14 protein-coding genes are annotated in these 18,745 nt (G+C 66.2%); 9 read left to right on the top strand and 5 right to left on the bottom strand.

Features of this window, described 5'->3' with window-relative positions; genetic code table 11:
• Positions 1-127: 127 nt before the first annotated feature.
• Positions 128-3,007, bottom strand: a complete 2,880-nt coding sequence (locus tag HSEST_RS01475) for a DEAD/DEAH box helicase (protein WP_229121796.1) — start codon at positions 3,005-3,007, stop codon at positions 128-130.
• Positions 3,008-3,093: 86 nt separating this feature from the next.
• Between HSEST_RS01475 and HSEST_RS01480 the strand changes: the two genes are divergently transcribed.
• On the top strand, positions 3,094-4,809 hold the full coding sequence (locus HSEST_RS01480; RefSeq protein ID WP_229121797.1) for a histidine kinase N-terminal 7TM domain-containing protein: 1,716 nt from the start codon (positions 3,094-3,096) through the stop codon (positions 4,807-4,809).
• Positions 4,810-4,903: 94 nt separating this feature from the next.
• Here the strand turns inward: HSEST_RS01480 and HSEST_RS01485 are convergent, their stop codons facing one another.
• Positions 4,904-7,036, bottom strand: a complete 2,133-nt coding sequence (locus tag HSEST_RS01485; RefSeq protein WP_229121798.1) for an alpha-amylase family glycosyl hydrolase — start codon at positions 7,034-7,036, stop codon at positions 4,904-4,906.
• Between the two features lie 114 nt (positions 7,037-7,150).
• Between HSEST_RS01485 and HSEST_RS01490 the strand changes: the two genes are divergently transcribed.
• Positions 7,151-7,831 carry a hypothetical protein gene (locus HSEST_RS01490; protein WP_229121799.1) on the top strand — a complete coding sequence of 227 codons (681 nt, stop codon included), beginning with the start codon at positions 7,151-7,153 and terminating at the stop codon, positions 7,829-7,831.
• 13 nt (positions 7,832-7,844) lie between these two features.
• Here HSEST_RS01490 and HSEST_RS01495 read toward each other — a convergent pair whose 3' ends face one another.
• Complete coding sequence (locus HSEST_RS01495) at positions 7,845-8,705, bottom strand: ZIP family metal transporter (protein WP_229121800.1); 861 nt, start codon at positions 8,703-8,705, stop codon at positions 7,845-7,847.
• 154 nt (positions 8,706-8,859) lie between these two features.
• Here HSEST_RS01495 and HSEST_RS01500 point away from each other — a divergent pair, with 154 nt between their 5' ends.
• From HSEST_RS01500 to HSEST_RS01515, 4 genes are all read left to right on the top strand, one after another.
• Positions 8,860-10,404, top strand: coding sequence for a phytoene desaturase family protein (locus HSEST_RS01500; RefSeq protein WP_229121801.1), 1,545 nt, complete (start codon positions 8,860-8,862; stop codon positions 10,402-10,404).
• An 8-nt stretch (positions 10,405-10,412) separates the two neighbouring features.
• Positions 10,413-11,297, top strand: coding sequence for a prenyltransferase (locus HSEST_RS01505; protein ID WP_229121802.1), 885 nt, complete (start codon positions 10,413-10,415; stop codon positions 11,295-11,297).
• Complete coding sequence (cruF, locus tag HSEST_RS01510) at positions 11,290-12,186, top strand: bisanhydrobacterioruberin hydratase (protein ID WP_229121803.1); 897 nt, start codon at positions 11,290-11,292, stop codon at positions 12,184-12,186. Before HSEST_RS01505 ends, cruF begins: the two co-directional genes overlap by 8 nt.
• Positions 12,187-12,259: 73 nt before the next feature.
• Positions 12,260-13,360 (top strand): NADH:flavin oxidoreductase/NADH oxidase, encoded by a 1,101-nt coding sequence (locus HSEST_RS01515; protein ID WP_229121804.1) that lies wholly within the window; start codon positions 12,260-12,262, stop codon positions 13,358-13,360.
• Between the two features lie 47 nt (positions 13,361-13,407).
• Here HSEST_RS01515 and HSEST_RS01520 read toward each other — a convergent pair whose 3' ends face one another.
• Complete coding sequence (locus HSEST_RS01520) at positions 13,408-13,677, bottom strand: DUF7571 family protein (protein ID WP_229121805.1); 270 nt, start codon at positions 13,675-13,677, stop codon at positions 13,408-13,410.
• A gap of 155 nt (positions 13,678-13,832) precedes the next feature.
• Between HSEST_RS01520 and HSEST_RS01525 the strand changes: the two genes are divergently transcribed.
• Complete coding sequence (locus tag HSEST_RS01525) at positions 13,833-14,042, top strand: cold-shock protein (RefSeq protein ID WP_229121806.1); 210 nt, start codon at positions 13,833-13,835, stop codon at positions 14,040-14,042.
• Positions 14,043-14,160: 118 nt separating this feature from the next.
• Positions 14,161-15,156, top strand: coding sequence for a glycine cleavage T C-terminal barrel domain-containing protein (locus HSEST_RS01530; RefSeq protein ID WP_229121807.1), 996 nt, complete (start codon positions 14,161-14,163; stop codon positions 15,154-15,156).
• 26 nt (positions 15,157-15,182) lie between these two features.
• Here the strand turns inward: HSEST_RS01530 and HSEST_RS01535 are convergent, their stop codons facing one another.
• Positions 15,183-16,268, bottom strand: coding sequence for a geranylgeranyl reductase family protein (locus HSEST_RS01535; protein WP_229121808.1), 1,086 nt, complete (start codon positions 16,266-16,268; stop codon positions 15,183-15,185).
• Between the two features lie 250 nt (positions 16,269-16,518).
• On the opposite strand from HSEST_RS01535, the gene HSEST_RS01540 reads away from it, so the two are divergent.
• Complete coding sequence (locus tag HSEST_RS01540) at positions 16,519-18,729, top strand: hypothetical protein (RefSeq protein WP_229121809.1); 2,211 nt, start codon at positions 16,519-16,521, stop codon at positions 18,727-18,729.
• Positions 18,730-18,745: the final 16 nt, after the last annotated feature.

Below are 18,745 nucleotides of genomic sequence, written 5' to 3' on the forward strand. Positions count from 1 at the left end.
TAGTATTTTCACCAATCGATTTAACAGGGATATCCAATCGGGTCACGTACGAGAGTCACACCCTAGATCTTACACGCGAGACAGTAGGAACGGATCAGAGGCCACGACACCCGACTGATCCAGTCGCTCACTCCCAGAACGATTTCGTCCGGGCGTACTCGCGTTCCCGGGCGAGGATGTCCCGGTAGAAGTCGTCCTCGTCCTCCCGCAGTTTGTTGATGATCCGGGCGGCGTTGTGCGGCCCGACGCCGCGGGCCGCAAGCGCGATGATCGCCCGCTTGCCGTGACTCTGGACGAGACTCGCAGCACGGTAGGCCCGCTCGGTCTGTTTCTCCTGTTCGTCGTCCTTGTCGTCGGCCGTCACGGCCTGAACGACTTCGTCGGCCCAGGGATTCAGCGCGGCAATCTGGGTCGAGCCGCAGTGGGGACACTCCGGCTGGTCGGCGATGGAGTTGACCGTCCGCCTGGATTTCCAGTCCTGACAGTGCAGGCAGAACAGAATTACCCGGTCGTTCTGGATGCGCTCGCGCACGGTCTGGACGACGCTGGCGTCGGCGTTTTCGGGAGCCAGCAGTTCCTGGCCGCCCGACCGACCGCCCCGGCCGAGTGGGGTGCGCTCGCCGACGGTCTCGACGCTGATCTCGCCTGACTGGATCGCTTCGAGGATTTCACTGGCTTGCCCGACGGCCAGTTCCTCGTGCAGGACCGCCCGCAAGGCCTCGTCGTAGATCGGCGTGTCCTCCAGCGCCGCGAGGAGCCGATCCCGACCGAATCGGTTGCTCCCACTGCCCCGCCACCGCTTGAGTGCCCCGAACTTTGCGGCGACCTGGGCCAACCTGAACTTGAGCACGTCGGCGTTCTTGAGACTGAGTTCGATGATCGCCTCCAGATGGTCGGGATCAGTTTCATTGAGCACTTCGACGACATCCCGGGCAGCGACCCCACCGGGGACCTCCAGTTCGATCCGGTAGGGGTCGATCTCCATCCCGACCGAGGAGCCGGTCCGCTGGCCGAGCATCGACGAGACCAATCTGCCGAGCGTTTCGTTGACGGTGTGGCCGAAGGCGGCGTTGATGACCACCTCGCGGCCGCGAAACTCCACGAGGAGACGGTCGTCGGTCGGGATCGGGGCTTCGTGACGGTCCAGGGGTTCGAGGGCCTCGACGATCGTGTGCTCGTCGGCGGGGTAGCGTCGCTGCAGGTCCCGAGCGGTGGCCTCGGGGGTCGCGCCGCCGCGCAACTGCGTGCCCGCCACGTCCCGAATCTCCCCGACCTCCTGGGCGACCTCGTAGGGGACGGGAATCTCCTGACCGACCCAGGAAGGGACCTCGCCGCCGGGATCGGCGACGGGGCTGACCTGGACGAGTTCCTCCTCCTCGTCGATCTCGCTGATGCGCCACATCTCCCCGCGCTGGATGAATATCTCGCCGGGCTGGGCGAAGTTGACGACGAACCGCTCATCAAGGGTGCCGATCGTCTCGCCCGAGGCCATGTCCTCGACGGTGTAGGTGGCCTCGTCGGGGATCATCGAGAGGTTCTGATAGAAGTACTGCCAGGTTCCTCGCCGCTTTTCGAGCGTATCGCGATCCTCGTCCAGCCAGAGGATGTCGTTGCCCGCGAGTTCCCTGACGACCTGCTTGAACTCGTCTTCGCCAATCTCCGCGAAGGGGTAGGCGCGAGTGAGAATCTCGTAGGCCTCCATCGCCCGGATCTCGCCGAAGTCCATCACGAGGCCGGCGGTCTGGTTGGCGACGGTATCGAGACTGCCGTGGTGAATCGCGGCGGGCTCGACGTCGCCCTCGGCGGCGCGGCGGGCGATCGCGATTGCCTCGAGGGTGTCGTCGGGCCGGGTCGTGATCACCGTCCCCGAGGAGACGACGTCCCGGCGGTGGCCCGCCCGACCCACCCGCTGGAGCAAGCGCCGGACCTCCCGGGGGCTGTTGTACTGGACGACGTGATCGACGTGGCCCACGTCGATGCCCAGTTCCATCGAGGAGGTACACAGGAGGGCGTCGAGTTCACCCGACTTGAACCGGTCCTCGACGTCGATGCGGGCCTCCTTCGACAGGGAGCCGTGGTGGACGCCGATATCGGTGCCGAGTTTTTTGAACCGCGAACCCAGCGCCTCGGCCGTCTGTCTCGTGTTGACAAACACCAGCGTCGAGTCGTTCTCGTCGACGATCTCGTCGATCGCCCGCACGTGGCTCGCGACCTCGTCGTCAGTCATAAGTTCGCCCGCGAGTCGGCCGTCCTCGTCTGTAATCCGGGGTTCCCGGACCTCGATGTCCAGGCGGCTCCCCACGTCGACTTCGGCGATCGTACAGCCCCGGTCGCCGGTGAGGAACTTCCCGACCTCCTCGGGATCGCCGACGGTCGCCGAGAGGCCGATCCGCTGGAAATCGCCAGCGAGCTCCCGGAGTCGTTCCAGCCCGACGGTCAGCTGTGCGCCGCGCTTGGCGGCGGCCAGTTCGTGGACCTCGTCGACGACGACGTGTTCGACGTCCTCCAGGGCGCGCCGGAGTTTCTTCCCGGTGAGCATCGCCTGCAGCGTCTCCGGGGTGGTGACGAGCACGTCCGGCGGATCGTTGGCCTGCTTGCTGCGCTGGTAGTCGGTGGTGTCGCCGTGGCGGACGTCTACGTCGAGATCCAGTGTCTCGCCCCACCACTCCAGGCGCTCGCGCATGTCCCGATTGAGCGCGCGCAGCGGGGTGACGTACAGCGCGCCGATACCGAAGCGCGCGCCGTCGCTCGTCGTCCGAGGTTCCGTGGCGCTCCGGCCCTCGCTTCCCTCGCCTACCAGCGCGTCGAGCACCGGAAGCATCGCGGTCTCGGTCTTCCCGGTCCCGGTCGGGGCGATTACCAGCGCATGCTCCCCCTGCGCGATCGGGCCGATCGCGCGGCGCTGTGGCTCGGTGGGGGTCTGAAAGCCGCGTTCGGACAGCGCCTCGCGGACGGCCTCGCCGAGTGCGGCGAACGCCGCCGCGCCGTTGCCCGCTGACTCTGCCATCGGCGTCGATTGGGGCTTGAACCGATTAAGCGGCGCGGTGGCGACCGGCCAACTGGTTTTTGTGGATCGGCCCAAAGAGAGGGGTAGTGACATCGGTCGATCCGGCGGCAGCCGTGTTCGTTCTTGTCGGGGCTGGGACCGCCGGACTCGCCGTGCTAGCCTGGCGTCAGCGCCCGAACCCGGGCGCGGAGACGCTGGGCGTCCTGATGGGCTCGGTCGCCGTCTGGAACGGAGCGTTGCTGTGGGGCACCACGTCCGTGGGGTACACGTCGTCCTTTCTGGCGTCTATTTTCGTGGTCGTCGCGGCGGCCGTGACGGTGATCTCCTTTCTCGCGTTCACGCTGGAATATACGGGTCGCGAGGAACTCCTCGTCGGCCCGTACGTGTATCTGCTCGGGATCGAGCCGATCGCCGTCGCCGTGATCGGGCTGACCAACGAACTACACAACGCGCTCTGGAACGTCAAAGCGACGGCCGCGGGCTACGTTTTCGAGGCCGGGCCGCTGCTGTACGCACATCTCGCGTTCACGTACGTCATAATGGCGCTCGGGACCGTCCTGATCGTGTTCCGCCTCTATCGGTCGCGTTCGGTCCACAGGCGGCAAGCGTGGGCTATCCTCTTCGGAGTCATCCCGCCGTGGCTCGGAAACATCCTGTACATCGCTATCGATGTCGCTGCCTTTCAGGTCGCGGGATTCGTGGTAACCGGTGTCGTCGTCTACTGGGCGATCACGGAATACCAGCTCGTGGACCTGACGCCGGTCGCACGAAGCACCGTCATGGACGCCCTCGAAGTCGGCGTCGTAGTCGTCGACGGGGACGGTCGGATCACGGACCTCAATCAGTTCGCCGCGACACTGCTGGAGGTCGAAGATGTCGAGCCGAACATCGGGCGTCAAGCCCGGCATCTGTTTGCCGACGCACCCGAACTCGCCGAGCGGACCGACGACGCCGAGACGTTCGATATGACTGCGATCATGACTGTCGATGGCGAGGAACGGATCGTCTCGGCGTCGGCGACGTTGTTGACCGACGCGCTCGATCGGCCGGTCGGACGGCTGCTATTGCTCGAAGACATCACCGAGCGCGAGCGCCGCCGCGAGGAGATCGAGACACAGAACGAACGCCTCGAGGAGTTCGCGACGATGGTTTCACACGACCTCCGCAACCCGCTTGATGTCGCCAGCGGCCACGTCGAACTGATGCGCTCCAGCCGATCGGAAGCGCCGGATCAGTCGGGTGTCTATCTCGGAACCGACCGCCTCGATGAAGCCGCCGGCGCCCTCGAACGTATCGAAGCGATCGTCGAGGACGTGTTGACACTGTCCCGTGACGGTCGGGACGTCACCGACCCGGAGGCGATTTCGCTCCGGTCGGCCGCCCGATCGGCCTGGGAGCACGTCGACACCGCCGACGGTCGACTCGTCGTCGGCACCGACGACCGGATCACTGCCGATCGAGACCGTCTCGAACGGCTGTTCGAGAACCTCTTCCGGAACGCCGTGGAGCACGGCGGATCCGGAGTCACCGTTTCGGTCGGTATCATCCACGACGGCCACGAGCGGACCGGGTTCTACGTTGCGGACGACGGCGACGGGATCCCGGCGGAACTACGCGGGGAGATCTTCGAATCCGGAGTCAGCGGCGACAAGAACGGGACGGGGTTCGGGCTGGCGATCGTCGAGCAACTGGCGGACGTACACGGGTGGACGATCGACGCCACGGAATCCGACGAAGGCGGCGCACGGTTCGAGTTCACGAGCGTCGATCTCGCCACCGAAGCGTTCCCGGAGGCCGACTGATACTGCCGGCTGTGGGTTCGTGAAGAGATGCGACCCACCGGGTAGTCGAATTCGTTCGAAATGGTACAGCCGGCAGTATGACTGCCGGGACGGTTCAGAGATCCGCGTCGTCGGCCCGGAGTACGACGGCGTGTTCGACCTCGACGCCGTCAGCGCTGGCGACGGTTTCGTCGGTCAGCAGGTCGGTCGTCCCGACGCCGTCCGGCAGCGAGACGGTCGTGGGATCCCCGCTGAAGTTGAGCACGACTAACACCTGTCCGTCTGAGCCGCCGCGGGCGTACGCGACCACGCCGTCGGGTCGCTCGTCGAGTTCGACCGGCGTCGTCGGCGCGTCACTGGCGAGTTCCGACAGCGAGTCCCTGGCGTCGATCAGGTTCTCGTAGTAGGCCTGCAGGTCCTCGTCGACGCTGTCCCAGTTCATCGTCCCGCGCTGGGCGGAGACGCCCGTCTCCTGGCCGTAGTAGAGCATCGGCGCGCCGGGCAGTGTGAACGTCGCCGCGCCGGCCGCCATCTGTGAGTCGCGGTCACCGATCGAGACGTAGCGGCTCATGTCGTGGTTCTCGACGTAGTTGAAGAAGGTCGTGTGATCGGGATAGCCCATCGCCGCTCGGTCGTCGAGCACGTCGTTGACGGCCGTGGCGTTTTCCTCGCCGCGGCCGATCGCCCGGAGCGTCTCGTTGAACCCGTAATCGAAGTGGGCGTCGAACTGGTCCTCCGCGAAGTCGCTGTGCCACGGGACTGTCTCGTCCAGCAGGAGAAAGTCCTCGTCGCGGGCCTTCACGCGATCGCGAACGTTCTTCCAGAAGCTCCGCGGGACGCCCCAGGCCACGTCACACCGGAACCCGTCGACGATCCCCTGCCAGTGGTCGATGACGTCGAGCAGCCACGACCGCAGCGCCAGCGAGTCGTAATCGACGACGGGGATCCCTTGCCAGTAGGCGTAGGTCTTGGCCGTCGTGCCGTACTCCCACTCGTAGAGACCGCGGAAGAACTCCTGGTCGTCCCCGGAGACGTTCTCGAAGTAGCCCAGATCGCTTGCGGAGACCGTCTCGCCGTGCTTGGCGGCCCGGAAATAGGGGTGTTCGCGGGCCGTGTGGTTGATCACCAGATCGAAGATGACCTTGATGTCCCGGTCGTGGCAGGCCTCGACCAGCGCCTCGTAGTCTTCCGTGGTGCCCAGGGCGTCGGCCGTCCCGTAGTAGTCTTTGATATCGTAACCGTGCGGACCTCCCGGAACGCCCGGGTTGGCGTGGCTATGTGATTCCAGGATCGGCGTCAGCCAGAGCGCGTCCACACCGAGGTCCTCAAGGTAGTCGAGTCGGTTCTCGATCGTCTCGAAGGTCACCTCGTCGTCGAACCGGCGGACGAATATCTCGTAGATCGTGGCGTCCTCGACCCACTCTGGCGGGTCATTGGGGTGGGCCGTCGAACCGTCGGCCTCAAGCCGGACGAAATCGGCGACGCTGTGGCGATCACCGACGGCGACTGCGTGTACCCTGACGGTGTCCGTCACCGCGTCCGCGGGGACGGTCGCAGTGTGGCCGTCGACCGACAGGTCTCCGTCCAGCGCGGGGCGGTCGCGGTCGTCGACGTAGAACTCCACGTCTAGATCCTCGACGGTGTTGTCCCCCTCTGGACTGGGCCGGGCGTCGGCGTCGATCCGGAACTGCTCGCCCTCCTGCTCGGCCGAAAGCGTGACGCGGGGCTGGGGGTCGTCCTCGTTTTCCTCCGGAAACGCGCGGACAGTGAGTGCGTAACTGCCGTCCGGACCGGTCATCTCCAGGCGGTACTGGCCGGGGACGTCGGGCTCGAAGTGGACGACCGACGCATCGCCGAGTTGCGCCTCCGAGCCGTCCGGCGTCTCCGCGATCGACCACTCGTAGCTCGCCGCCCAGTCGGGATCGAACGGCGCGAGGTCGCCGTCGACGCCCGAGAGTTCGACGTCCAGTGGTGAGAGATTGGTCCGTTCGCCGGAGCCGTGCAGCAACTCGCCGAGCGGCTCCGCGTCGACGCTCGTGAACCGGGGCGGTCCGGGGTGGTACAGCTCTCCGCGCTCGCCCGGTGGGATGGGCGTCGACATCTCCATCGGTGTGTCCGTCGTCGTTCCCGTCGGCGTGCCCGACCCGTTGTCGTTCTGACAGCCGGCGAGTGCGCCGAGACCAGCTACGCCGGCGGCGGCCAGAAGCCGCCGCCGACTGAAGCGAGGGTCATCGGTACGTGGTGCCATACCTCCGACAGAGGACTGATCGCTGATAAGGATTAATATATTCTTTCATCAAACATTCACGCCGGTCGGGAGCGAACGGGAGCGTTGATACTGCTCGACGCCACAGGGTCACGTATGGACGAGGCGGACTACGAGGAGTACCGGAACACCCTCGACGAGATCGTCGACGGTGGGGGTTGTGTGGAGACGATGACCGCCGCAGACGGGCTTCGCCGCGGGGAGACCTCACGTCGGGACCTGCTCGGTAGTGACGCGCTCGCCGGATCAGTCACGGACGTGCTCGCGGAAGTCGACGCCGAGGACGTGCGTTCGACGCTCCGAGCGGGATACGACGACCTCGAGGACGTGCGCGAGACGTTCCGTGAGACCGTCGATCCGGCTCTGTTCGACGCGCTGGCTGCGGACGGCATCGACCTCGCGATGGACGCCCTGACACTCGATCCGGCAGTCTGCCTGAAGACGTTCAGTGGAGCCGACCTGCCGGAGGCGCTGACGCTCGTCCCGAACGTCGCCGAGGACGACGTCGTCGGGCGGATCGTCGTTCGAGAGACGGTCGGGGGCGAGCGCGTGACCGTTCACGTCGTCCCCGAGTGGGACCGGTCGTACGCCGTTCGCGACGGCGGTCGGATCGTGTTGCCCGACGGGACGGCCGAGGACTGTGCGAACCCGACGGAACGCGAGACGGGGGTCGATTGCGACCCCGAACAGGCCGGCCGGACCGAGTACGTCCAGACGACCTGTGCTATCGGCGGGGAGACGTACGTCATCGAGACGCGCTGCTCGCCGGTACAGTAACCCGACGCCGTCCTCACGCCGCGACACCGAGCCACGCGACGAACACGGCCAGCCCGCCGAGCGTCGTGCTCACGAGCGCGTGAGTTCGCATGCGATCGAGCGCCGCGTGTGTGTGATCGTCGTGATCGGACAACTGGTCGATCTCGCCGCCGACCTCGCAGGACGGGAGAAAGTCCATCGCGACGTGCAGGAACACGCCCGAGGCAAACCCGAAGACTGCAGCGTTGAATGTCGCGGACTCGGGCAACGCGACCAGCGCGATAGGGATCGAGGTCAGACCGACGCCGGCCGACGGCAGCAAGATCGGCAGCGCCGACTGGCCGGCGAGCGTCGATCGGCGGGCGGCGGCGTACCCGGCCGGTCCCTTATGCGAGACAATAGAGATACCCAGCAGCAGACCGAGTTCGGGCATCGCAGCGTAGATGATACCGATGATCAGCCCCGCCGAGAGAGCGTGTGCGGCCAGTTCCGTCGCCGTGGTGTCCATCGGCAGCTCCAGATGGGTCAGCCGGTGGCCGATCGTGTGGGCGTTGTATCCGACGAGGACGCCGGTGGCGATGCCGAACCCGCCGACCTGCGCGTGCTGGGAGATGGCCTGCGGAACCAGAAAGACCGCGGCGCTGGTGATCATCGCGCCGCTCGCCAGGCCGTACCCCCAGACGAGTCGGGTCGGGTTCCGATCGCTGACGCGTGCGCCGAGCAGTGCACCGCCGGCCATCGCGCCAAAGGCGATCCAGGCAATCGCGAGCAGTTTCCACCGCCCGGTGACGACCGCCAGCACCGAAACCGCGAGAAACGCCACGACCGAGGCGTAGCCCAGGATCGCCTCGCCGTCGGTCAGATATCCGCGCCGTGCTGCCGATGTTCCTTCCATTCGTAGTCCGCGCCGACTGTCCCCACGTCTGCCGGGTACGCTCAAAAGGACTTCGATGAAAAAGGCCGCTACTCTCGTCCGTACCGCCCGTGGATCGCGCGCCCCCAGCAGTTTGGCACGTGATTTATGCCGGTTGGCGGCGGTATGTCAGGTGATGCAATCGCTTTCGGACCAGCAGGTCGTGGTTGTCGGTGGCGGGATCGGGGGACTCTCCACTGCGTGTTATCTCGCCGACGCCGGCGCGGACGTGACGCTGCTGGAGAAAAACGGACAGCTGGGTGGCCGGGCGAGCCGACTCGAAAGAGAGGGGTTCGTCTTCGACATGGGGCCGTCGTGGTATCTCATGCCCGACGTCTTCGAGCGGTTTTTCGGCCACTTCGACCGCACTCCTGAGGAGTTCTACGAGCTGGAGCGACTCGATCCACACTACCGAATCTTCTTCAAGGACGGAGAAGCCTCGGACGATGGTGCCGAGACGGGCAGACGGAGTGACAAGGTCGATATCAGCCCCAATCGAGCGGAAAACCGCGAACTGTTCGAGTCGATCGAACCGGGCGCTGGCGAGGCCTTCGATTCGTATCTATCGACCAGCGAAACCCACTACGAGACCGCGATGGAGAAGTTCGTCTACGAGGACCGCTCGCGACTCCGGGATTGGATCGACCCAGACGTGATGCGAGCGGCGCCGATCGGCCTGCAACTGATCGGCTCGATGCAGAGCCACGTCTCGGACTATTTCCAGCATCCCCGGCTCCAGCAGATCATGCAGTACACGCTGGTCTTTTTGGGTGGTTCGCCGAAGAACACCCCCGCGCTGTACAACATGATGAGCCACGTCGATTTCAATCTCGGTGTCTACTACCCCGTTCCGAAAAACGGCGACGGACCCGGCGGGGTCGGCGTGGTCGTCGACGCCATCGTCGACCTGGCCGAACAGCTCGGCGTCACCTTTGAGACCAACAGCGAGGTCGGCGAGATCACCCGGCGCAAGGACGCCTTCCACGTCGAGACGGTCGACGGAGACGTCTACCGCCCGGACCGTGTGGTGGTCAACGCCGACTACCGCCACGCCGAACAGGAACTGATGCCCGAGCACGAGCGCCAGTACGACGAATCCTACTGGGCGGATCGGACCTACGCCCCCTCTGCGTTTCTGATGTATCTGGGCGTCGAGGGTGACGTCGAGGAGCTGGCCCATCACACGCTCGTCCTACCGGAAGACTGGGATCCGCACTTCGATCAGATCTTCGAGCGCCCGGCCTGGCCGGACGATCCCGCCTACTACCTCTGTGTCCCCTCCAAGACCGACGAGGCCGTCGCCCCCGAGGGCCACAGCAACCTCTTCGTGCTCGTCCCGATCGCTCCCGGGCTTCGTGACACCGACGCCCTCCGAGAGCGTTACCGCGAGCAGATACTCGAAGACGTCGCGACGAACACCGGCGTCGATCTCCGGGATCGAATCGTCGTCGAGGAGACCTTCGCAGTCGACGACTTCGTCGACCGGTACAACGCGACGGAGGGAACGGCCCTTGGACTGGCCCACACGCTCCGCCAGACCGCACTCCTGCGGCCGAACAACCGTTCGTCGGCGGTCGACGGCCTGTATTTCACGGGCTCGTTCACCACGCCCGGGATCGGCGTCCCGATGACGCTGATCAGCGGCCAGCACGCCGCCGAGGCTCTCGTCGACGACCTGTGAGTTGACGCATGCCGGATCTTAGCCTGGAGAAACGACTCGGTGGCGCGCTCCCGTCCGAGGAGTCCTCGCTGGGGTATCTGTTCTGGCTCTCCCGACCGCGCTTCTGGCTGTACCTGGCCGGCCCGGTGATCGTCGGGGTCGCCTACGCCGCCGACTCGCCCGCCGAGTTGTTCTCGCCGCTCGCCGTCGCGCTGTTCGCGTACTTCCTCGTCCCGGCGAACGTCTACCTCTACGGGATCAACGACGTCTTCGACGCCGATATCGACGAAGTCAATCCCAAGAAAGACGACAAGGAAGTCCGATACGAGGGCGGGCCGCTGGTGATCCTGTCGGTGTTCGCCGCCGGCGCTGTCGGACTCGTGTTGATTCCGTTCCTGGGCCCGGCGGCGCTAGTCCCGTTCGGGCTGTTTTACCTGCTGGCGACAGAATACAGCGCGCCGCCGTTGCGATTTAAAACGACGCCGATCCTCGATTCGATCTCGAACGGGCTGTACGCGCTGCCGGGGATCGCCGCCTACGCCGCGATCGCGGGGCAGTACCCGCCGATGGCAGCGATCGTGGGGGGTTGGCTGTGGACGATGGCGATGCACACCTTCAGCGCGATCCCCGATATCGAACCGGACCGGAACGCCGGAATCAGAACGACAGCGACGCTGTTGGGCAAAGAGTGGACCTACGCCTACTGTGGGGCCGTCTGGCTGGCCGCCGCCGTCGGGTTCGCGCTCGTACATCCGTTCCTCGGGGCCGTCCTCGGGGTCTACCCGCTGCTCGTGGTCGTGATCGCGCTCGCGGACGTCCCGGTCGATCGCGCGTACTGGTGGTATCCGGCGATCAACACGGTCGTCGGCGCGGTGTTGACGATGGCGGCGCTGTGGGTGATGCTGTATGCCTGAGTCGCCGTTCCCGCCGCTTGAACGCCGCGACCGGGCCGGCGTCGAGGCCTGGCTCGACCGACTGGTCGCGGAGAACCGCTTTACGATCGCGGTGGTCTTTCCGGTCGTCGGGGCAATATCGCTGTACGCCTCGGCGATGGGGTGGTATCCCGACCCGATCTCGTTTATGTCGTTCAACCCGTGGTTCATCCTGCTGGGCGTGATCGTCATGCGCCTGCCGCTGGTCGCCGGACTCGCGCCGCTGGTGGATCGGCGGGCCGCGATCGCGCTGGGGGCCGTGACGGCCTACGCGTTCGGGATCGAGATGCTCGGCGTCTCGACGGGCTGGCCCTACGGCGCCTTCGAGTACGGGATCGATCTCGGGCCGATGCTCGCGGGGCTCGTTCCGGTCGGTCTGCCCGTGTTCTTCTTCCCGCTGGTGCTCAACAGCTACCTGCTCGATCTGCTGTTGCTCGGGGAGAAAGCCCGTTCGGCGGCCGTCCGACTACCCGCGGTGATCGGGACGGTGCTTTTGATGGACCTCGTGTTGGACCCGGCGGCCGTCGGACTGGGCTTTTGGGCCTACGACGGTGGCGGGGCCTACTACGGTGTCCCGTGGTCGAACTACGCCGGCTGGGTGCTCTCGGCGACGGTCTCGGTCGTCCTGTTCGATCTCGCCTTCGACAGCGAGGCGTTGTCCGAGCGACTGCGGACCTGTCCGTTTATGCTTGATGACCTGGTCAGCTTCGTCATCCTCTGGGGGGCGATCAACGCCGCGTTCGGCAACTGGGTCCCCGTCGGGCTGGCAGCGCTGTTGGGCTCGGGTCTGCTCGTCACTGATCGGTTCGATTTCGACGTCCGGGATACGATTCCCGGAGCGGGCTGGGCGCGGCCGCGGAAGGGTGACTGATCGTACCGATATCAGGCACTGGTTCCGATGCAATATCGACACGCGTTTGTCGCGTCCGACCCAATTGCGAGCGATGACAGCGCTATTTTCTTCACTCAATCTCAGAGAGACGTCGATCCCCAATCGCGTGATGGTATCGCCGATGTGTCAGTACTCCTGTGAGCAACGGGACGGACTGGCCACCGAGTGGCACCGCACTCATCTCGGTTCGCGTGCGGTCGGTGGCGCCGGACTCGTGATGAGCGAGGCGACCGCTGTCGAGCCTCGTGGCCGCATCTCCCCCGAGGATCTGGGTATCTGGAGTGACGAGCACGCCGAGGCGCTCGAACCGATCACCGAGTTCATCCGCGAGCAGGGCTCGGTGCCGGGCATCCAGCTGGCGCACGCCGGCCGCAAGGCTTCGACGTCCCGACCCTGGGAGGACCACGGCCCGGTCGCTCCGGAGGACGGCGGCTGGACGGTCGTCGGTCCGACCGACGAACCGTGGCCCTACGACGACGAGGCGCCCTCGACCGAGCGGCTCACACCCGAAGACATCGAGTCGGTCGTCGGGTCGTTCCGCACGGCCGCCGAGCGCGCGCTCGCGGCCGGCTTCGAGGTCGCCGAGGTCCACGCCGCTCACGGCTACCTGATCCACGAGTTCCTCTCGCCGGTGACCAACACCCGCGGGGACGCCTACGGCGGTGGCTTCGAGGGCCGGACGCGTCTCGCGCGCGAGGTCACGGCGGCCGTTCGAGAGGTCTGGCCCGACGACAAGCCGGTCTTCGTTCGGATCTCCGCGACTGACTGGCTGCCCGACCGCGAATCTTGGACCGTCGCGGACTCAGTCCGGCTGGCTGACCGGCTCGCCGACCTCGGCGCTGACCTGATCGACGTCAGCGCCGGCGGCATCCATCCCGAGTCGAGCCCCGAGCGGGCCGGGCCGAACTATCAGGTCCGCTACGCCGAACGGGTCCGCGAAGAGACCGACCGGGAAGTCGCAGTCGGCGCTGTCGGCGGGATCACCACGCCCGAACAGGCCGAGGCGGTCGTCGCCAACGAACGGGCAGACATGGCGATCGTCGGCCGCGAACACCTGCGGGACCCCTACTTTACGCTACGGGCCGCCGAGGCGCTGGACGCGACCGACGAGATCGAGGGGCCGCCACAGTACCGGCGGGCGTTCGGGTTCTGATACTGCGAGCTAACCGTCCGAGACGAAAAGCCGGATTCGCATCGCCCTCACGTCGTGAGAGGGTCGCTCTGCCAGCCCGGATCCTCGCCGGTCCGTTCGAGGATGTCTGCCCGACACGCGGGGCAGTAATCGGGCGTCACTGATTCGCTCCGGGGAACGTACACCGCGCCGCCGCACTCCACGCATGCGTCCGTGACGATCGTCACACAGTCCGCACAGAGGTTGAAGTCGTCCACTGTGAGGTCGCGCAGGGGTTCGAGTTGTTTGTCCAAGGTGTACTCGTCGATGACCGCCTGACAGCGTTGGCACGGTTTCATAGCGATGCAACTTGTCCCATGTGACCAATACTCAAGTATCTACCCCCTTGAACAGCGGTGGTCGTGGTACCGTGACGCGCGGACGGAACAGCGGTGGTCGTGGTACCGCGACCCTCGGAAGTGTTATCCCCGGCAGACCCCTCTGTCTTCTCGTAATGGCAAACGGTACGGTTGACTTCTTCAACGACACAGGCGGCTACGGCTTCATTTCGACTGACAGCGACGAAGTGGACGATGACGAAGACGTGTTCTTCCACATGGAAGACGTCGGCGGTCCGGACCTCGAGGAGGGGCAGGACGTCGAGTTCGACATCGAATCATCCCCCAAGGGACCGCGCGCGACGAATCTCGTCCGCCAGGACTAACGACCGGTAGCCGTCGCTTGTCGCGATGGACACCGACGTCACTTCTCTCAGACCTCAGCTTGAATAGCCGAAGGTCCAACCCTGGGCTTTCTTTTCGACAGCGACCCACGTACCACCGATGAGTGTCATCGAGGACGTACACGACGATCACGGGGCGACGTTTCGCGAACTCGACGGTCGTCGCATCGTCGCCGAGTACGGCCGCCCCGAGCGGACCCACCGGGCGGTCCGGAACGTCGCCGGCGTGATCGAGATGGGATACGACATCCGCGTCGTGACCGGGGCCGATCGCGTCCCCGCGGTCGAGGCGGCACTCACAACTGCGGTACCCAACACAGATGGCGAGGGCTGTCGTGGGTTCGTCCTCGATGGCGGCACGATCGCCGCGGAAGCAGCCGTCTACAACGCCGGCGACCGACTGCTCGTCGTTCTCTCGGCCGGCCAGGGAGACGTACTAACTGACGCCGTTGCAGAACGGAGCGTGACAGTCTCAGACGCGACAGACGGGATGGCCGTCTTCGGCGTTCACGGCGGGCAGGCGACCGAGAAGATCGCCAGCGTCCTCTCGACCGGCGGCGGCGCGCCCGAGCCGGCCCACACCTTCACCCGCGGGTCGATGGGCGACGAAGGGGTGACCGTAATCGCGGGCGACGCCCCGACCGGCGAGGAAGGCTACGAGGTGGTCTGTGCGGCCGAGGACGCAAAGCGGGTGTTCGACACGCTGGTCAACCGCGGGCTGAACGCGACGCCCTTCGGCTACCGGACCTGGGAGTCGCTGACCCTGGAAGCCGGGACGCCGCTGTTCGAGTCGGAACTCGCCGACTGCGATCCGGCGATTCTCTCCAGGGGTGGTGCCGACGGCCGACGACTGATCGGCCTGACCTGCGAGCGAGTTCCCGAGGCCGGGGCCGCGGTCTACGACGACCACGACCGGCAAATCGGAACCGTCACTCGCGCGGTCGAGAGCCCGACACTGGGCGAGCCGATCGCCTTCGCTCTCGTGACGGACGACCCGGCAGGCGCCGAGACGCCGGAGGGGCGAGTCGACGCCGAACGTGCGAGGTTACCGTTCGTCGAGAGCGGTGCGCGGTCGGGACGGTTGCCGGAGCGGTAGGGCCGGAACGGTATCGAGGTGCCTGCCTACGACCGCGAGAGCATCGCCCGCAGTTGCTCTCGCGAGAAGAGCGTCGAGGGCTCGTCCATATGGACGCCGATCTCGCCGGCAAACAGCGACAGGCCCACCCGCTGGACGGTCTGGGGGAGCGAGTAGGCACGTCGGATCCACGCGCCGAGCCGGATCTCACGGCCGAGGTCCGACCGCCAGGCAGCCTCGTACGCCGAAAGCGTCCCCGGACGGCGGGGATCGACCGTCTCGGCGGCGTGGTCGGCCGCGACCATGCCGTAGCGGATCCCGCCGCCGGTGAAGGGCTTGGTCTGGGCGGCGGCGTCGCCCAGCAGGAACGCACGGCGGGAGGTCACGCTGTCGGGCGGGCCGATGGGGATCAGTCCCGAACAGCGGTTGGTCGTCGCCGCGCCGTAACTGTCAGTGAATGCGTCGAACCACTCGCCGACCTCGGCGCCCGGTTCGGCGGCCAGTCCGTACTCGACGCCTGCCGCTCCGCGGGGGATCCGCCAGGCGAAGAATCCGGGGACTGTCAGGTGTACGTCCACGAAGTCTTGATCGTCAGCCACCTCCTCGAAGCCGAGCACGCCGTGGAGCAACTCCCCGGGTTCGGGAAGCCCGACCTCCGAACGGACTTTCGACCGGGGGCCGTCGGCGCCGGCGACCATCCGCGCCCGGTGGGTCTCGACCCCGTCAGGTCCTCTGACTGTGACCGCGACGTGATCAGAGTGCTCCTCGACAGCAGTCACGGTATGGTGCTCGCGCAGGTCGGCCCCGACGTCCCGTGCCGCGTCCGCGAGCCACCGATCGAGCCCCACCCGATCGATGACGTTCGAGACGACTTCGTCCTTGTAGAACGGGTAGGGATCGCTCTCCGGACCACCGAGCCGAAAGCGCGCGCCGTAGATCTCGTTCTGGAGGAGGTCCTCGCGAGCGCCGTCGGGGGTAAACTCCCAGACGTCAGTGGAGACGTGGCCCGAGCACGCCAGGGGCTCGCCGACGGTTCCCTGCTCGAAGACGAGCACGTCCCACCCTGCCTCGGCGGCCCGGCGAGCAAAGCGGGAGCCGGCCGGCCCGGCTCCGACGACGAGGAAATCGTGCATAATCGTGTACACGTCGCTGGCGAGTAAATACCTTCCCGAATCCGTCGAATATCAGTTCTTGTACTCGGGGGCACACGCATATTTTCGTGCAGGCCAGACAGCGGGACATGCACGCCAATCCCGTCGAAGTGGCTGCTCCCGGACGGGACAGGCGTTCGGAGACGCCGCGGTCCGTTTCCGACGGCGACACCTGCCGCCCCGCGGGATCACTGGCCGCGGAACACACAGCCTCCAGAGGGTGCATTCGAGCATGAGACGGCGACTGCAGGCCACTCTCGGTGTAGTTGCGGTCCTGGTGGTGCTGTCGGGAGTCGTCCTCACCACGAACGTCGTCGCCCTGGACGGTGACGGTGTGCCGGCGGGGACGGAATTACTCGCGGGGACGGACCCGCTGGCGACCGACAGTGACGGCGACGGGCTCGCCGACGGGGTCGAACTCGACGGGCCGACCGATCCACTCGATCCGGACAGCGACGGCGACGGGGTCGACGACGGCCGGGAACGGGAACTCGGCACGGATCCACTGAACGCCGACACCGACGGTGACGGGCTCAACGACAGTCGCGAACTCGACCTGGAGACGGATCCGCGAAGTGCGGACACCGACGATGACGGGTTGAATGATAGCCGTGAACTCGGCCTGGAGACCGATCCGACGAACGCTGACACCGACGGCGACAGCCTCGAAGACGGACGGGAAGTGGAGCTGGGCACTGACCCGACGAGCGCCGACACCGACAGCGACGGTCTCAACGACAGTCGTGAACTCGGCCTGGAGACTGATCCGACGAGCGCCGACACCGACAGCGACGGACTCAACGATAGTCGCGAACTCGACCTGGAGACCGATCCAACGAGCGCCGACACCGACAGCGACGGCCTCGAAGACGGACAGGAAGTCGATTTAGGCACGGATCCGAGAGACGCGGACACCGACAGCGACGGACTCAACGATAGCCGCGAACTCGAACTGGAGACGGATCCGACGAACGCCGACACCGACGGCGACAGACTCGACGACAGTCGGGAGCTGGAGCTGGGCACGGATCCGACGAGCGCCGACACCGACAGCGACGGCCTCAACGACAGTCGCGAACTCGGCCTGGAGACCGATCCGACGAACGCCGACACCGACGGCGACGGGCTCGAAGACGGACGGGAGGCAGAACTGGGCACGGACCCGACGAGTGCCGACACCGACAGCGACGGACTCAACGACAGTCGCGAACTCGACCTGGAGACTGATCCGACGAACGCCGACACCGACGGAGACGGCCTCAACGACAGTCGCGAACTCGACCTGGAGACCGATCCGACGAGCGCCGACACCGACGGAGACGGACTCGAAGACGGCAGCGAGCTGACTACCGGGACCGATCCACTGATCGCCGACACCGACGGCGACGGGCTCGAAGACGGGCGGGAACTCGAACTGGGAGCCGACCCGCTGAGCCCGGACACTGACGGTGACGGGCTCGACGACGGTCGAGAAGCCGCGATCGGATCCGATCCCACGGTGGTCGACACGGACGGGGACGGACTCGACGACGGTCGCGAACTCGAACTGGGAACGGATCCGACAGCAGTCGATACAGACAGCGACGGGTTCGACGACGGGACCGAACTCGAGTTCGGGACCGACCCGACCGCCCCGACGTCCGACACGGACGACGACGGGCTCCCCGACGCATTCGAGCGGGAGCTGGGGACCGATCCCACGATCGCGGACACCGACGGCGACGACCTCGACGACCGCCGGGAGTACGAACTCGGGACCGACCCGCTCGATGCAGACACCGACGGTGACGGACTCGAAGACGGCGCGGAGGTCAGCGGTGAAACCGCGAGCGGAGCGACGATCACGGGTGCGGATCCGCTCCGGATGGACCTGTACGTCACGCTGCTGGAAAGTGCGAACGCCGACGGGCTCAGCAGTTCCGAGCGGGCCGGGCTCCGGCAGGCCTGGGCCGAGATGCCGATCGACAATCCCGACGGCTCGACGGGCATCTCGGTCCACATCTCGCGGACGCGGATCGACCAGTCGATCACGACCGACGGCAGTTCCACGGAGTTCAACGAACTGGCCGAGACGTACTACACCGAACAGTACGTCGGCGACAAGGTCGGCATAACGCGCGCGGCCATGATCGTGCCTATCGACTCGGATACGGTCGCCGGACGCGGCTACGTTCCGGGGTACTTCTCGATCACCGACGCGGCATCGAGCGGCACTGTCGGCGAGTACAGCGTCCGAACGCGGATCGTCGTCCACGAACTCCTACACAACGTCATGGGGGAACTCGACGATCGCAACAAGTGCACCTCGGAGTTCGACGGCGACTCGGCCGACTACCACTCCTGTGAGGGGTGGCTCAGCTACGACTTCGACGCCACGGCGAACTACCTGCCGGAGTCGCTGGCCGACGAAATCGAGCGCGACGGACTCTTGCCGTCGTCATGATCGACTGTACTGGCAT

It is taken from the genome of Halapricum desulfuricans (assembly GCF_017094465.1).
Classification (GTDB): domain Archaea; phylum Halobacteriota; class Halobacteria; order Halobacteriales; family Haloarculaceae; genus Halapricum.